Raw genomic sequence first — 14,182 nt, 5'->3', positions numbered from 1 at the left:
CTCCCCCAGGCATTCAATCCGCGGTGCCGACGCGCGCCAGGCGCTGGTCGTCATTCGCGGAGGCCGGCGGCACGACCTTCTGGATGCGCTCGAAGGTCGAGAGCGCCTGCCCCACCACCTGGTCCATGTTGTAGTAGCGGTAGGTGGCGAGGCGGCCGACGAACCAGGTGTCCTGCTCCGCATCGGCCAGCGCCTCGTACTTCTTGTAGAGGGCCGCATTCTCCGGGCGGGGAATCGGGTAGTAGGGGTCGCCCTCCGCGCTCGGGAATTCGTAGGTCACGCTGGTCTTCGGGTGCTTCTGGCCGGTGATCCACTTGTATTCGGAGACGCGGGTGAAGGGCGTCTCCTCCGCCGGGTGGTTCACCGTGCCGGTCGGCAGCGCCCATTCGCGGTCCAGCGTCTCATGCCGGAACTTCAGGCTGCGATAGGGCAGCTTGCCGTAGCGGAAGCCGAAATACTCATCGACGGGCCCGGTCCAGATGACGCGGCGGAAGCTGAAGCGCTTGCGGGCTTCGGCGAAATCCATGCCGGTGCGCACGGTGATGCCGGGCTGGTCCAGCATGCGCGCGAACATCGCGGTGTAGCCGTCCCGCGGCATCGCCTGGAACTTGTCGGTGAAGTAGCGGTCATCGGTGTTGGTGCGCGTCGGCACGCGCGCCGTCACGCTCTTGTCCAGCTCGCTGGGGTCGAGCGCCCACTGCTTCCGCGTGTAGCCGCGGAAGAACATCTCATAGAGCTCGCGCCCCACCTTGCCGACGACGACATCCTCGCTGGTGCGGATCTGGTCCACCTTCTCGGCCCGCGCTTCCATCCAGCCCTCGACCTCGGCTTCCGTCAGCGACAGGCCGTAGAGGGTGTTGATGGTGTCGAGGTTGATGGGGATCGGCACCTGCACAAGCTGGCCCGTGGTGGGGCTGATCACCTCCGCCAGCACGCGGTGTTCATAGGGGCGCCAGGCCGTGAACTTCGAGAGGTGGTTGAACACCGCCTCGCTGTTCGTGTGGAAGATGTGCGGGCCGTAGCGGTGGATCAGCACCCCCGCCTCGTCCAGGTGGTCATAGGCATTGCCGGCGATGTGCTCGCGCCGGTCGATGACCAGCACCTTGTCGCCGCGCTGCGTCGCCAGGCGTTCCGCCAGGACGGAGCCGGCGAAGCCGGCACCGACGATGAGCCAATCAAACATGAGCCGCCCCCGCTGCGCGAATGGACTGGAAGGATGCGCCGGCACCGCTGCGCGCGGCTGCCTGCGGTGAGGTCACGTCGCGGATCAGCCCGGCCATGCGGTTCCAGGTGATGTCCCAGGAATTGCGGGCGAGCTGCGCATCGACGCGGGCAAGCCAGGGTGCGCGTTCGCGCGCCAGCATCATCTCGACCTTGGCCGCCATGGCGGCGGCGTCGTCGGCGATCTCGACCAGGCCGGCATCGCCATAGTCCCGCACCACGTCGATGACGGGCGTGGAGACGACGGGCAGGCCGGCGGCGAGGAATTCCGGCGTCTTGGTCGGGCTGATGAAGCGCGTGCTCTCATTCAGCGCGAAGGGCATGAAGCCGATGTCCCAATGCGCGAGATGCGCCGGCAGGTCGGCATAGCTGCGACCGCCGAGCCAGTGGATGTTGGCGGCGCGCGGGAGGGAGGCTTCGTCGATCTTCACGACGGGGCCGACCATGATGAGCGACCAGTTCGGCCGCAGCGCCGCCAGCTGCGCGACGAGGTCGATGTCCATCCGTTCGTCCACCACGCCGAAGAAGCCGAGGCGCGGGCGCTTCAGGCCGCGCATCGCCTCCGGCTCCGCCGCGCCCTGCCGGGCCTGGCCGAAATGCGCGGTATCGATGGAGGAGGGGAAGCAGTGGACGCGCGCATGGCGGCCGCGCTTGGCCTCATAGAGGCTGCGGCCACCGGTGAAGACGAGGTCGGCGCGGGCGATCAGGCGACGCTCCATCTCGATCATCGCCGGCGGCGCGCCGCGGAAGGCGGAGAGCTCGTCCATGCAGTCATAGACGGTGACGTCGGGATGCAGGTGCCCCGCGAAGGCGAGCGCCATCGGCGTGTAGAACCAGGCGATCAGGCGGCGGCCGGCGCGCGCGGCGAGAAGATCGTCGAGCAGCGCACGCTGCGCGGCGATGGCGGCATCGGGGGCCGTGCCATGCGGCAGGATCGGCTGCGCGACGGTGACGCCGCCGGCGCGCGGCGAAAGGTCGAGCCGCGGCTCGGACACGTGCTGGTGCAGCGGCTCCTCGAAGAAGATCACCTCATGCGTGGCGGCGGCACGCGTCATCAGGTGCTGCGGCCGCTGGAAGACGAAGTCCCAGCGGAGATGCGAGAGGCAGAGCAGCACGGGGCGTGCGTCTTCCGCACAAGGCGTGGCAGCACAAGGCGGGGCCTCGTTCATCCTGGTCTCCTTTGGCGAGGCGGGCGGATGGACGGGCACGCGACCTCACGTCGCGCGGCGTGACCGCCGCTGCCCTGGACCATCCGGACGTCCTGGATGTGGCCAGAACGCCGGATGCTGCGCTGCGGTTCCGGCGAAGATTCCTAAGACGTGAGCGCCAGCGATGGGAACGATGGCGGTTCGCGACCGGCACGGTTCAGCACCGCTGCGCGAACGCATCGCGTGAATTCCGCGCAAGACGGGCATCCTGCGTCGCGGCGACGGCGTTCTTCCGCCCGTCCCTGCCGCCGGCCTTCACGGGCTGTCGGAGGATGGGCCGCCGGGAAACCGGGCCGGCCCCAATCGTAGAGAGAGAGATGGGAGAACGACATCATGGCCAGCAACAACCAGGGCAATTCCAATCCCGGCAACTTCGCCAATGACCGCGAGAAGGCGGCCGAGGCCGGCCGCACCGGCGGGCAGCACCAGGGGCGAGAGAACAACCCCGGCAATTTCGCGAACGATCCCGAAAAGGCGGCCCGCGCCGGCCAGGTCGGCGGCACGCATCAGGGTCGGGAGAACAACCCGGCCAATTTCGCCAATGACCGCGAGAAGGCGAGCGAGGCCGGCCGCATGGGCGGGCAGAGCCAGGGGCGGGAGAACAACCCCGGCAATTTCGCCAATGACCGGGAGAAGGCGTCCGAGGCCGGCCGCAGCGGCGGCCAGCACAGCCAGGGTGGCGGTGGCTCCTCGGGCGGTTCCCAGGGCAGCGGCAGTGGCGGCAACTTCGCGCAGGACCGCGAGAAGGCCAGCGAAGCCGGCCGCAAGGGCGGGCAGAGCAGCGGCGGCGGCAATCGCCGCTGATCGTCGGTACTGAATGAAAGGGGGCCGCCGGCGCGATCCGGCGGCCCTTTTTTATGGCGTGGTCAGAAGCGGAACTGCACACCCGCGAAGAGGCTGCGGCCGAAGCCCGGTTCGAACAGCGCGCTGTTCGCGGCCGCCACCGTCGCCACGCTGGTGCTGGCGATGTACCGCGTATCGCCGAGGTTCCGGGCCTCCGCGAAGGCTGTGACGCCATGGCCGAAATCCCAGCCGGCGCGGAGCCCCAGCAGGGCGTAGCTGCTGGTCTTCAGCGTATTCGCGTTGTCCGCATAGAAGGCCTGCGGCACCCAGTCCAGGTTCGGTGCCACCCAGCCGCCGGCGGGATGGGCGTAGCGCAGTTCGGCGCGCAGCAGGTGCCGCGGCGCGCCGGGCAGCTCGTTGTCGCCATAGCTGCGGTCGCCGTCGAAGCGGAAGTCGCTGAAGGTATAGGCGCCGCGCAGCCGCAGCGTGTCGCCGACCGCCAGCGCATCCCGCGCCGCCAGCCAGTCCGCCCCGGCCTCGATCCCCTGGTGGATGGTGCGGTCCACATTCTGCGCGAGGGAGGAGCCCGCCGTCGGTCCTGCCAGCAGCTGGATCTCATCCCGGATCCAGGAGCGGTAGAGCGTGACCTCGTAGCGGAGGTCGCCCTGCCGGCCGCGCGTGCCGAATTCCGCCGTGACCGCGCGCTGGGCATCGAGGCGGGAGAAGCCGCCCACGGCCACCAGCGGCGTCAGGTCCGACAGCGTCGGCGGCTCCGTGCTCCAGGTGAGATTGGCGAAAAGCTGCGACTGCTCCGTCATGTCCCAGATCGCGCCGAAGCGCGGGTTGAGCCACTGCCAGCGGCCGCTGCCGCTGTCGTCGCGGAAGGGATCGGCGGCCGTCACGGCTTCCGTCAGGAAGCGGTCGCGGGAAGCGCGATAGGCCTCTCCCGCCTGCAGGCCCGTGATGATCGCGACATCCGGGCGCACGCGCAGCGTGCTCTCCGCATAGAGGTCGTTGGTGCGGGCGCGGTCGAGCGAGGAGGCGGTGCGCGCGCCGGGCCTGCCGCCGATGTTCACGTAGCGGTTGCTGTCGGTGACTCCGATCGCGGCATTGGCGCCGACCACCAGGCGGTGGTCCATGCCGCCCACCACGCCATCGAGCGTGGCGCGGGCATAGGCGGCGACATCGTCGTTGCGCTGGTCGATGTACTGGAAGATGGGGTGGTCCAGTTCACGCCGCACCAGGCTGACGCCGGCTTCCAGCAGCACGCCCTCCATCGGGCGGACCGCTGTGCGGCTGCCGAGACGGAGGCTTTCGATGTTGCGCATGTAGTCGCCCGTCAGGTTCGCGGTGGCGGCGCTGCGGGGGGACCGCAGCGCCTGGTCGCGCGTCACGGCGCCGGGGATCTGCTGCCAGATGTTGTTGTAGGTGACGAAGAAACGCGTCTCCGCATTGTCCGACCAGCGATAGCCGACATTGCCGTTGACGCGCTGGCTGCGGCCGGCGCTGTGGTCGCGATAGCCTTCCTGGGAGAGCGTGGAATAGGCGATGAAGGCATCCGCCTGGCCTGCCGTGGCGCCGTAGCTCAGCAACCCGCGGGCGAAGCCGTCACTGCCCGCTTCCAGCCGCACCGTGCCGCCGGGGTTGCTGCGCGCGGTCTGGGAGACGGCGTTGAGCGCGCCGCCCAGCGTATTGGCGCCGAGCGCGAAGGCATTGCCGCCGCGGAACACCTCCAGCCGCTGCAGCGTCTGGGCGTCGAGCTCCTGGAAATCGCCGCTGCCATCGGCCTGGTTCAGCGGCATGCCATCGAGGCTCAGGCGCACGCCGCGCAGGTGGAAGTTGCGCGCGAGACCCGAGCCACGGATCGAGAGGCGCGAATCCTCGCCCCATTTCGGCTGGGCGAAGACGCCGGGCGTGAGGTCCAGCATCTGCCGCAGCGTCGTCGAGCCGGGGCGGTCGAGGAAGGCCTCGGCCGGGACGATGGAGACATTGCCGGGGATTCGGCGGGCTTCCTCCGTCGCCTGGTCGTTGGAGGGCGTGGCGGAGGCCGCAGGGATGGGCGGCGCGGTGACGGTGATGGCGATGCCCGGCGTGGCGTCCTGGGCGAGGGCGAGCGTGGGCGCAAGCAGCGCCGTGCCGGCCAGCAGCCGGCAGCGCGTGAGGATACGCATGATGAATCCTGTCCTGATGGGGTTCGCAACAGCGCGGCGAGGGGCCGCGCGGCCCGTCAGGAGAGGGGTGGTGCCTGGGCGCCGAGCGGCGGCCCGCGGATGGGCGGGCGCGGCGCGGCGGGTTCGGGGATGGGGTCGGCCTGCGTGACCCGCACCCAATGCGGCGCGGGCAGCAGCGGCGGGTCGAACGCCGCCATGGCGGGCAAAGCGTGGCAGGCGGGGCAGAAGCCCGGCGCGTGTTCCGCCTGTTCATGGTCCGGCAGCGGCGCGAGCTGGCCATCGGCGCCGATGGCGACGCGCTTCAGCCCGTCCGGGCCGCAGATCTCCATCACCAGCGCCGCGTGCCCGGCGCCGCGCGCCAGGCACAGCGAGGGTGCCAGCACCGTCTGCAGCAGCAGGACGGCGCCGAGCAGCGGCCCGAGGCGACGGAGGAGGCGGTGGATCAGGTCGCGACCTCGACCAGCACGGGGACGTGGTCGCTGGCCTTGGGCCAGTCCCGCGCATCCTTCAGGACGCGGTGGCTGCGAAGGCCGCCCGCGAGATCGGGCGAGACCCAGACATGGTCCAGCCGCCGGCCCCGGTCGGAGGCGCGCCAATCCGCGGCGCGGTAGGACCACCATGTGTAGAGCTTCTGGTCCGCGGGCACGAAGTGGCGGAGCGCGTCATGCCACTCGCCGGCGGCCATCATCGCCGTCAGCGCCTGCGTCTCCACCGGCGTGTGGCTGACGACATCCAGCAGCTGCTTGTGCGACCAGACATCGTGCTCGAGGGGGGCGATGTTGAGGTCGCCGACCAGCACCGCGCGCCGGAAGCCGCCTGTCAGCTTGCGCTGCGCGGACCAGGCGGTGGCCTCCGCCACGAAATCCAGCTTGTGCGCGAACTTCACGTTCTTCTCGCGGTCGGGGATGTCGCCGCCGGCCGGGATGTAGAAATCATGCAGCTCGACCGCACCGCCGGGGGCATCGACCTCGACGGCCAGATGCCGGCAATCGCCGCGCCCGCACCAGTCGGGATCGGCGCCGTCGCGCGTCGCGAAGGGCAGCTTCGAGAGGATGGCGACGCCGTTGTAGCCCTTCATGCCGCGGATGGCGCGGTGCGTGAAACCTAGCGCCGCGGCGCCCTCATGCGGGAAATGCTCGTCAGGGCACTTCGTCTCCTGCAGGCAGATCACGTCGGGATCGAGCGCAGCGACGAGATCCGCCAGCAGGGGCAGGCGGAGGCGGACGGAATTGATGTTCCAGGTGACGATGCGCAGCGGCCGCGCCGGGCTTACCAGCGCGGGCGCGGCTGTCGCCGCCGGGATGATCGCGGGGGCCTCAGCCCCCTTCTTCCGCCCCGCCATGCGACCTCAGACGATCTTGGTCTTCACGGTGCCGACGCCCTCGACGAAGCCCTCGAGGACATCGCCGCGGACCACGGCCGCCACGCCTTCCGGCGTGCCCGTCATGATCAGGTCGCCCGGCTCCAGCCGCACCAGGCCGGAGAGGTTCGCGATCACTTCCGGCACGGACCAGATGAGCTTGGAGAGGTCGGAGGTCTGCGTGACCTTGCCGTTCACCTTCAGCTCGATCTTGCCCTTGGAGGGATCGATGCCGGCGGCCGGGACCAGCAGGCCCATCGGCGCGGACTGGTCGAAGCCCTTGCCCATGTCCCAGGGGCGGCCGGTCTTCTTCGCCTCGTTCTGGATGTCGCGGCGGGTCATGTCGAGGCCGGAGCAGTAGCCCCAGACATGCTTCAGCGCGTCCTCGATCTTGATGTCCACGCCGCCGGTGCCGATGGCGACGACCAGCTCCATCTCATGGTGCAGGGACTTGGTGACGGAGGGGTAGGGCATGTCGGCGTCGTTGATGACGACGGCGTCGGCGGGCTTGGTGAAGTAGAAGGGGGGCTCGCGCGTCGGGTCGGAACCCATCTCGATCGCGTGCTCGGCGTAGTTGCGGCCGACGCAGAAGATGCGGCGCACCGGGAACAGGCCGCCGCCCTTGACGGGCAGCGCCGCCTGGGCGGGCGGGGGAACGACGTAGTCGGCCATGGACGATCCTTTTGAAGGGGGGCCTTGCGACCTGGGAAGACCGGCCGGGACCATAGCCCCGCCGGCCCTGCGCGCAAGATCATGACGGGGCGCGGCCGATCCCGGACATGAGGGCCTGTGGCAGCGCGGCCAGGTCGATGGCGTCCAGGATCGGGTTCGCGCGGAGATCCTGGCCCCACAGCGCCTCCAGCGCCGTGACCACGGCCGCGGTGACCGGCATGGGCGTGTCGCCGGCCAGGGCGAGGTAGAAGGAGAGGCCGAAGGGCACGTCCTCCGTCACGTAGCGGGTCGCGAGCGTCTTCGGGCCCAGCACGTCGGGGCGCCTTGCCGCGATGGCGGCGGCGGTTTCCGCCAGCGGCGCGGGGGGCACGCTATTGGCGCGCTGGAGGAAGCTCGCCAGGCTGTCGAGGCGGTGGCCGAAGCGGGCGGCGAGGGCATCCCGCTCCGCGCCCATCGCCTCCATCATCCGGCAGGCCGCTGGCGTCATCATGGCGTATTGGGACCAGGCCTCGCCCCGTTCCATGCGGGTGACGTTGGTCAGCGCCATCACGGCATGCGCGATGGGGTTCAGGTTCAGCAGGCTGGCATGCAGCGCATCCGGGGAGGGCGGGCAGGCATGGCCGAAGAGGTCATGGGCCAGCGCCGCCATGGCCGGCGCGGCGGCGGCGGGCACGGCCGCGACCTCCACCGCGCTGCGGAGCATCGCGACCTTCACCCGGTCCGGCCCCAGGCGCCGCGCGCCGCCGGGGGTGGTGGCCATGGCGCCGATCGGGGCGCGGTCGGGGCTGGCGCCGCGTGCGGCGAGCATCGCGTCGAGCGCGAGGGGCGCGAGGCTCGCGGCGGGGGCGATCAGCAGGGGCAGGCGGGCGGGCAGGCTGGCCGCGATGCGGGGCAGGACATCGGCGAAGGCATAGGCGGGGACGGCGAGGAAGGCGGCATCCGCGCCCTCGAAGGCCTGCTCCAGGCTGGTCGTGGTGGGCAGGGGGAAGGCGCCCTCGATCAGCCCCTCGGCGTGGATCGTGCCGGACAGGCCCGCGATCCCGGCGCCCGAGGGCGACCAGAGGATGGCGCTATGCCCGCGGGAGACCGCAAGGACGGCGGCGGCCGGCCCGATGGCCCCCGCACCCAGGACGGCGAGGCGCATTGACAGAAACCCCTCAGGCGAGGCGGAGGCAGAAGGCGCCGCCGGTGATGGCGACGGCGCCGGCGAGGCGGGAGAGGCCCGGCCTCTCCCCCAGCAGCAGGGCCGCCAGCGCGACGCCGAACAGGATGGAGGATTCCCGCAGCGCCGCCACGCTGGCAATCGGCGCCTGCGTCATCGCCCAGAGCGCCAGCGCGTAGCTGCCGAGCGTCGCCGTGCCTGCGCCGAGCCCGATATGCCAGCGCCGCCGCACATGCCCCGCCAGCGCCGCCGGCCGCTGCCAGGCGACCAGCCCCACGAAGAACAGCGCCGTCAGCAGGAAGACCCAGAGGGTGTAGGACACCGCATGGCCCGATGCCCGCGCGCCGCTGCCATCCACCAGCGTATAGACCGCGATGACCAGCGCATTCGCCAGCGCGAAGCCGATGGTCGCGCGGTCGGGCGTGGCACCCCGCTTCCAGGCCATGGCGAGCACGCCGCCGCAGATCAGCAGGACGCCGGCCCAGCCGGCCACGCCCAGCGCCTCACCCAGCACGGACCCGCTGAGAAGGGCGACCAGCAGCGGCGCGGTGCCGCGCATCAGCGGATAGGCCAGGCTCATCTCCCCGCTGCCATAGGCGGCGGCGACCAGCCAGAAATAGAGCAGATGGATGACGCCGGAAGCGAGGACGAAGGGCCAGGCCTCGGGCTGCGGCAGCGGCAGGAAGGGCAGCGCGACGGCCGCCAGCGCGGCGGAGCCCAGCACGACGAGCGCGGTATCCAGCAGCTTGTCGCCGCCCGACTTCACCAGCGCGTTCCAGCTTGCATGCAGGGCGGCACCCAGCAGGACCAGCAGCATGACCGAGGTGGACAAGAACGCGCCTTCGCCGTGTCACGGGACTGTCATGAAAGCCCGGGGGCGGCGTTGCGTCTAGCGACCGGCCGCGCGGCGCAGGCGCGGCTTCTCCGGCGGCGCTTCCCGGTCCAGCAGGGCGTGCATGGCGGCCACCGTCTGCGGGCTGAGGCGGTGGATGGTGTCGGACAGGCGGTTGGCGAGCGCCGTCGCCTCCGGCGTCAGCCCCGCCGTATCCAGCGTGACCTTGGGGTGGGAGAGGCGGGCGAGTTCCGACAGCTCCTCCGCCTCGTCCCAGATCAGGCCGAAGAACTCGTTCACCTGATGGACCAGGCCGGCGGAGGGGCGGCCGCGATGGCCGTGCTCCAGCGCGGAGAGATAGGCGGAGGAGACCTGCAGCGCGGCCGCCATGTCCTTCATCGTGACGCGGCGGGCGCGGCGGAGGGCCCGGAGGCGGGCGCCGAAGGGGGTCATGGTCCGCAGGGGGGCGCCGCCCCCCTGCACCCCCGGCCAAGGGCCAGCGGGCCCTTGGAACCCTTCAATTGACGATGGTCCAGGGGGGTCTCCCCCCTGGCGGATGGGGTCCGGGGAAGGCAGCGCCTTCCCCGGCGAACCCGCCCTACCACCCCTTCGCCCGATGCACCCGCCGCAGCAGCAGGTTCACCGCCCCGGCATTGGTGGGATGCGGATGCGCCGCACCCAGCACCAGCGGGCGGAGGTCGGGCGCGTTCAGCCAGTGCGGCAATTCGCGCCGCAGGATGCCGCCCTCGGGCTGCGGGCCCTTGCCGGTCACGACGGTGACGGTGCGGATGCCATCCGCGGCCGCGTCATGGATGAAGGCGCGCAGCGCCGCATGCGCTTCCTGCACCCGGCGCCCGTGCAGGTCGAGCGTCCGTTCCGCGCGCATGTCGCCGCGCCGCAGCGCCGTCCAACGCTTGCGGTCGAGCCCGCCTGGGGCCTCGCCGACGCGGATTTCCGGCACTGGCGGGCGCCCGGCGGGCTTCGGGGGCGCCGGCTTCACCAGGATCGGCTCGGCCGGCGGCACCGGGGGCGGGGGTGGCGCTTCCGGCGCGGCGGGGCGCGCGCGGCCGAAGAGGGGCGTGATCTCGGCGGTGTAGGCGTGCCACAGCGCGAGGTCGGTGCCGCTCAACCCCTTCGGTCGCAGGCGTCGCATGGGGGGTGGTCAGTCCCCCGGCGCGGCGGGCTGGCCGGGCTGGACGGGGGCCTCGGCCCGCGCCTCCGCGGTCGTCGCCATGCGGGGGGCGGCCTCGTCCTCCACCAGCAGGACGTGCAGGCGGCGGGGGCCATGGGCGCCGAGTTCGAGCGTCTGCTCGATATCGGCGCTGCGGGAGGGGCCCGTCACGAACATCAGGTTGCGCGGCATGAAGCCGCCGGTCGTCGGGTCCTGCCGTTCGGCGCGCAGCCGGTCCCAGGCTTCCTCATAGGCGCCGACCACGGCGGAGGCGCGGAGCACGACGATCTCCGTCTCCGGCAGCAGGTTCAGCGTGGCGGGGCGGGTGGGGTCGGAGGGGAAGAGGATGGTGCCCGTCTCCGCCACCCCGGCCCAGCCATGCTGCAGGGAGACGACATCGCCATCCCGCGCGCGGCGCGACTCGCGCTCGATCATCGGGCGGGCCGACCAGTCGATGGCCTCAAGCTCGGGATGCGGCGCCACGACCAGGCGGGCGGGCAGGTTCTGGGCGGCGAGGAAATCCGCCACCGCGGCGGGAATGGCGGCGAGGTCCGGCACGCGTTCCACCGTGCCGAATTCCTTCTCCACATTGCGGATGAAGAGCGCGACCTGGTCGGGCCGCGGCAGGCGGGAGCGCGCCGGGATCAGGTGGCGCGGATGGGTGGCCAGCCGCCCTTCGAGCATGGCGCGCTGGTCGGCCGGGAGCGGCCCGCGCTTCAGGCCGCGTCGGATGGCGCCGAGGATGGCGTCCTTGCTCATGCGTCCCGGTCCTGGTCGGAATCCTGCTGCGCGATGGCCTGCTCGGCCTCGAAGGCCTCCCGCACCGCCTGTTCCAGCACGGCCAGCGAGCGTTCGATCCGGTCGAGGTCGTTGTTCAGCCGGGCGGCGGGGGTATCGGCATCGATGGCGGCGTAGATTTCCGCCAGCGTGCCGGTCGGGCGCGGGGGGACGCGGGCGGGGGTGTTGGCGGGAAAGCGCTGTCCGTGCACGCGCTCGGCTTCGTGGTCGCTCATCGGCGGGCTCCTTGGCTTGCCTTGTAGCGGGCCATGAAGGTGCCGCCGGGTTCGGGCGCCGGCAGGTCACGCCCCTCCGTCCATCCGCCGGCGAGGGGCAGCCAGCGGAAGGCCCCCTTGCCGCGGCTCAGCAGGGACAGCGCGCCGATGCCAAGCCGGGTTGCCAGGCGATAGGCGGAAGGCCGCCGGGCGAACCAGGCCCAGAGCGCCAGGTTGGACCGGACGCCCTGGGGGGTCAGGTGGCGTTCGAACTCCCTCTCCCGCCAGTGGCGCATCAGCTTCGGCAGCGGGATCTTCACGGGGCAGACGCTCTCGCATTTGCCGCAGAAGGTGCTGGCATTGGGCAGGTGCCCGGCCTTGTCCACGCCGACCAGGGTTGGCGTCAGCACGCTGCCCATGGGGCCGGGATAGACCCAGCCATAGGCATGGCCGCCCACCGCGCCATAGACGGGGCAGTGGTTCATGCAGGCGGCGCAGCGGATGCAGCGCAGCATCTCCTGGAAGTCGGTCCCCATCATGTTGGACCGGCCATTGTCGATGAGGACGACGTGGTACTCCTCCGGCCCATCGAGGTCGGCGGGCCGGCGGGCGCCGGTGGAGAAGGTGGTGTAGACGGAGAAATCCTGGCCGGTGGCGGAGCGTGCGAGCAGCCGCAGCAGGCTGGTGCAATCCTCCAGCGTCGGCACCACCTTCTCGATGCTGGCGAGGACGATGTGCACGCGCGGCAGCGTCTGCGTCAGGTCGCCATTGCCTTCGTTGGTGACGATGACGCTGCTGCCGGTTTCCGCGATCAGGAAATTGGCGCCGGTGATGCCGACATCGGCGGCGAGGAACTTCTGGCGGAGGCGTGTGCGGGCCTCGGCCAGGATGTCGCGGCGTTCGTTGAAGACGCGGTCCTTGGGAAGATCGGTATGGGAGAGGCGGAACTGCGCTTCCCAATCCTCCCGGTTCAGGTGGAAGGCGGGTGCGATGATGTGGGACGGGTGTTCGTGGCGGAGCTGGATGATGTACTCGCCGAGGTCCGTCTCGACCGGCTGGATGCCATGCGCCTCCAGGTGGTCGTTGACGCCGATCTCCTCGGAGATCATCGACTTGCCCTTGGTGACGGTCCGCGCGCCGGCCTTGCGGCAGATGTCGAGCACGGCGGCGCGGGCATCGGCGGCGGTCGAGCACCAATGGACCTGGCCGCCGGCCTTCTCGACATTCGCGGCATAGGTCTCGAGGTAGAAGTCGAGGTTGGCGAGGGTGTGGTTCTTGATGTCGCGGCCGGTGTTCCGCAGCGTCTCGAACTCCGGCAGGGCGGCCACGGCGGCGGCGCGGCGCTGCAGGAAGGCGCCCTTGGCCTTGCCGAGCGCCTTCTGCAGGCCGGGATCGTCGAGCGCCGCGGCGGCATTCCGCTTGAAGGCGGGGGAGGTGACCTGGACCATGGGAACTCCTGTCAGCCCCAATCTAGCGCGCCAGGCGCGATCGGTCAGGGGTTTGGCTGGGGCGTGATCTCGCAACCATGTGCCTTTGTGGTAACACCTGACTGGTATACGATGTCGACAACGTCGTGTGGTCGATAACGAAACAGCAACGACCTTGCTGCAGCGTGGCGACGCACCCAACGTGAAGGCATGGCCATTGTCCTCAGCTACCGCACGGGGGCCGCGTTGAGCTACACGCCAATGCCCGCCCTCCCGAAGGATGCATCGCCGGAAGCGGCGGCCGCGATGACGGTCTTCGCCGCTGCCGCTGGGGCGGAGCTTGAAGAGGGGCTGGAGCGTGGCGCCCCCTACGCGACCCTGGAAGGCGACCGCGTGGTCTGGGTGCACCCCGACGGATCGCGTCGCCTGGCGGCAAACCCGGCCTCGCCCAAGGCCTGATCCAGCCCGTGTCGGCGGAAGGCTGGCTCTGGATCATCGCGGGGCCGAACGGATCCGGCAAATCGAGCCTGGCACGCAGCGGGGCGTTGCAGGCCTGGCATCCATCGATCCCCTCCGTGGCGCAGTAACCCGATGACATCGCGAAGCTGCTGCCGCCCGTCGTGCCGGGCGCGTCGGACTTTGCCTATGTGCGGGCGGCACAGACCCTGTCCGACTCCCTGGTTGAAGCGGCGGTGGTCGAAGGGCGCACAATCCGGGTCGAAACGGTCGGAAGCTCGATGAAATTCTTCGACCTCATCGACCTGGCGCGGCGCATCGGGCGCCGCTTCGGGATCGTCTACGTCACTGTCGAGATCGCGGACCTGAACGTCGCCCGGGTCGCGCATCGCGTGGCGCTTGGCGGGCACGATGTGCCGCAGGACCGCATCCTGTCCCGTCGCGAGGCCTCCTACGCCAACTTCCCGGAATTCGCCCGCCGTGCCGATGCGGGCCTCGTCATCGACAATTCGCTGACGGAGCGGGGCACGCATCGTCCGCAGCCGCGCGTCCTGGCCTAGAAGCGCGAGGGCGGCGCGTGGCGGGTCATCGATGGTGGCGTGGCGACGCGGCTGACGCATTGGATCGCCGCATCGGGCTGATCGCCCACGCCCGTACTCCGGTTTGCAGAAATGCTGACGCATTTCCGCCCTCAAGCGCCGGCGCGGCCGTCCGGCCGCTTGGCTTC

General features: G+C 70.9%; 16 protein-coding genes. 3 read left to right on the top strand and 13 right to left on the bottom strand.

Features of this window, described 5'->3' with window-relative positions:
• Positions 1-13 precede the first annotated feature (13 nt).
• Both glf and G3576_RS24745 read right to left on the bottom strand, forming a co-directional pair.
• On the bottom strand, positions 14-1,183 hold the full coding sequence (glf, locus tag G3576_RS24750; RefSeq protein ID WP_164697151.1) for a UDP-galactopyranose mutase: 1,170 nt from the start codon (positions 1,181-1,183) through the stop codon (positions 14-16).
• Complete coding sequence (locus tag G3576_RS24745) at positions 1,176-2,390, bottom strand: glycosyltransferase family 1 protein (protein WP_164697150.1); 1,215 nt, start codon at positions 2,388-2,390, stop codon at positions 1,176-1,178. Before G3576_RS24745 ends, glf begins: the two co-directional genes overlap by 8 nt.
• A 372-nt stretch (positions 2,391-2,762) precedes the next feature.
• Between G3576_RS24745 and G3576_RS24740 the strand changes: the two genes are divergently transcribed.
• A complete protein-coding gene (locus G3576_RS24740; RefSeq protein ID WP_164697149.1) occupies positions 2,763-3,233 on the top strand; it encodes a con-10 family general stress protein in 471 nt (156 codons plus the stop codon).
• A 62-nt stretch (positions 3,234-3,295) separates the two neighbouring features.
• Here G3576_RS24740 and G3576_RS24735 read toward each other — a convergent pair whose 3' ends face one another.
• The 11 genes from G3576_RS24735 to G3576_RS24685 form a co-directional block, all read right to left on the bottom strand.
• Positions 3,296-5,383 carry a TonB-dependent receptor family protein gene (locus G3576_RS24735; RefSeq protein WP_164697148.1) on the bottom strand — a complete coding sequence of 696 codons (2,088 nt, stop codon included), beginning with the start codon at positions 5,381-5,383 and terminating at the stop codon, positions 3,296-3,298.
• A gap of 56 nt (positions 5,384-5,439) precedes the next feature.
• The gene (locus G3576_RS24730; protein WP_164697147.1) at positions 5,440-5,766 is read right to left on the bottom strand and encodes a hypothetical protein; all 327 of its coding nucleotides are present in this window, start codon (positions 5,764-5,766) and stop codon (positions 5,440-5,442) included.
• A gap of 59 nt (positions 5,767-5,825) precedes the next feature.
• Positions 5,826-6,638 carry an exodeoxyribonuclease III gene (locus tag G3576_RS24725; RefSeq protein ID WP_235952430.1) on the bottom strand — a complete coding sequence of 271 codons (813 nt, stop codon included), beginning with the start codon at positions 6,636-6,638 and terminating at the stop codon, positions 5,826-5,828.
• Positions 6,639-6,731: 93 nt separating this feature from the next.
• Entirely contained in the window at positions 6,732-7,415 is a 684-nt protein-coding gene (locus tag G3576_RS24720; RefSeq protein ID WP_164697145.1) for a fumarylacetoacetate hydrolase family protein, read from the bottom strand.
• 79 nt (positions 7,416-7,494) lie between these two features.
• The gene (locus tag G3576_RS32405; RefSeq protein ID WP_164697144.1) at positions 7,495-8,559 is read right to left on the bottom strand and encodes an NAD/NADP-dependent octopine/nopaline dehydrogenase family protein; all 1,065 of its coding nucleotides are present in this window, start codon (positions 8,557-8,559) and stop codon (positions 7,495-7,497) included.
• A gap of 13 nt (positions 8,560-8,572) precedes the next feature.
• Positions 8,573-9,409 (bottom strand): EamA family transporter, encoded by an 837-nt coding sequence (locus tag G3576_RS24710; RefSeq protein WP_164697143.1) that lies wholly within the window; start codon positions 9,407-9,409, stop codon positions 8,573-8,575.
• 57 nt (positions 9,410-9,466) lie between these two features.
• Positions 9,467-9,862, bottom strand: a complete 396-nt coding sequence (locus G3576_RS24705) for a helix-turn-helix domain-containing protein (RefSeq protein ID WP_164697142.1) — start codon at positions 9,860-9,862, stop codon at positions 9,467-9,469.
• A gap of 145 nt (positions 9,863-10,007) precedes the next feature.
• The gene (locus G3576_RS24700) at positions 10,008-10,562 is read right to left on the bottom strand and encodes a Smr/MutS family protein (RefSeq protein WP_164697141.1); all 555 of its coding nucleotides are present in this window, start codon (positions 10,560-10,562) and stop codon (positions 10,008-10,010) included.
• A 9-nt stretch (positions 10,563-10,571) separates the two neighbouring features.
• Positions 10,572-11,339 carry a LutC/YkgG family protein gene (locus tag G3576_RS24695; protein WP_164697140.1) on the bottom strand — a complete coding sequence of 256 codons (768 nt, stop codon included), beginning with the start codon at positions 11,337-11,339 and terminating at the stop codon, positions 10,572-10,574.
• Positions 11,336-11,593, bottom strand: coding sequence for a hypothetical protein (locus G3576_RS24690; protein WP_164697139.1), 258 nt, complete (start codon positions 11,591-11,593; stop codon positions 11,336-11,338). Before G3576_RS24690 ends, G3576_RS24695 begins: the two co-directional genes overlap by 4 nt.
• Positions 11,590-13,020, bottom strand: coding sequence for a LutB/LldF family L-lactate oxidation iron-sulfur protein (locus tag G3576_RS24685; RefSeq protein ID WP_164697138.1), 1,431 nt, complete (start codon positions 13,018-13,020; stop codon positions 11,590-11,592). The genes G3576_RS24690 and G3576_RS24685 overlap by 4 nt, the downstream gene beginning before the upstream one ends.
• A 189-nt stretch (positions 13,021-13,209) precedes the next feature.
• On the opposite strand from G3576_RS24685, the gene G3576_RS24680 reads away from it, so the two are divergent.
• Together G3576_RS24680 and G3576_RS24675 are read left to right on the top strand one after the other, a co-directional pair.
• Positions 13,210-13,458: a hypothetical protein gene (locus tag G3576_RS24680; RefSeq protein ID WP_164697137.1), complete on the top strand. Its 249-nt coding sequence runs from the start codon at positions 13,210-13,212 to the stop codon at positions 13,456-13,458.
• A gap of 278 nt (positions 13,459-13,736) precedes the next feature.
• Positions 13,737-14,015 carry a hypothetical protein gene (locus G3576_RS24675; protein WP_164697136.1) on the top strand — a complete coding sequence of 93 codons (279 nt, stop codon included), beginning with the start codon at positions 13,737-13,739 and terminating at the stop codon, positions 14,013-14,015.
• The last annotated feature ends 167 nt before the right edge of the window (positions 14,016-14,182 follow it).

The organism is Falsiroseomonas algicola (assembly GCF_011040385.1).
GTDB classification, from domain to species: Bacteria; Pseudomonadota; Alphaproteobacteria; order Acetobacterales; family Acetobacteraceae; genus Falsiroseomonas; species Falsiroseomonas algicola.
This window is presented reverse-complemented; position numbering and strand designations above follow the sequence as displayed.

Excerpts from the sequence above, each read along its gene's own strand:
- glf (WP_164697151.1), bottom strand. The coding sequence starts at position 1,183 with ATGTTTGATTGGCTCATCGTCGGTGCCGGCTTCGCCGGCTCCGTCCTG.
- G3576_RS24745 (WP_164697150.1), bottom strand. The coding sequence starts at position 2,390 with ATGAACGAGGCCCCGCCTTGTGCTGCCACGCCTTGTGCGGAAGACGCA.
- G3576_RS24740 (WP_164697149.1), top strand. The coding sequence starts at position 2,763 with ATGGCCAGCAACAACCAGGGCAATTCCAATCCCGGCAACTTCGCCAAT.
- G3576_RS24735 (WP_164697148.1), bottom strand. The coding sequence starts at position 5,383 with ATGCGTATCCTCACGCGCTGCCGGCTGCTGGCCGGCACGGCGCTGCTT.
- G3576_RS24720 (WP_164697145.1), bottom strand. The coding sequence starts at position 7,415 with ATGGCCGACTACGTCGTTCCCCCGCCCGCCCAGGCGGCGCTGCCCGTC.
- G3576_RS32405 (WP_164697144.1), bottom strand. The coding sequence starts at position 8,559 with ATGCGCCTCGCCGTCCTGGGTGCGGGGGCCATCGGGCCGGCCGCCGCC.
- G3576_RS24705 (WP_164697142.1), bottom strand. The coding sequence starts at position 9,862 with ATGACCCCCTTCGGCGCCCGCCTCCGGGCCCTCCGCCGCGCCCGCCGC.
- G3576_RS24700 (WP_164697141.1), bottom strand. The coding sequence starts at position 10,562 with ATGCGACGCCTGCGACCGAAGGGGTTGAGCGGCACCGACCTCGCGCTG.
- G3576_RS24695 (WP_164697140.1), bottom strand. The coding sequence starts at position 11,339 with ATGAGCAAGGACGCCATCCTCGGCGCCATCCGACGCGGCCTGAAGCGC.
- G3576_RS24690 (WP_164697139.1), bottom strand. The coding sequence starts at position 11,593 with ATGAGCGACCACGAAGCCGAGCGCGTGCACGGACAGCGCTTTCCCGCC.
- G3576_RS24685 (WP_164697138.1), bottom strand. The coding sequence starts at position 13,020 with ATGGTCCAGGTCACCTCCCCCGCCTTCAAGCGGAATGCCGCCGCGGCG.
- G3576_RS24680 (WP_164697137.1), top strand. The coding sequence starts at position 13,210 with ATGGCCATTGTCCTCAGCTACCGCACGGGGGCCGCGTTGAGCTACACG.
- G3576_RS24675 (WP_164697136.1), top strand. The coding sequence starts at position 13,737 with ATGAAATTCTTCGACCTCATCGACCTGGCGCGGCGCATCGGGCGCCGC.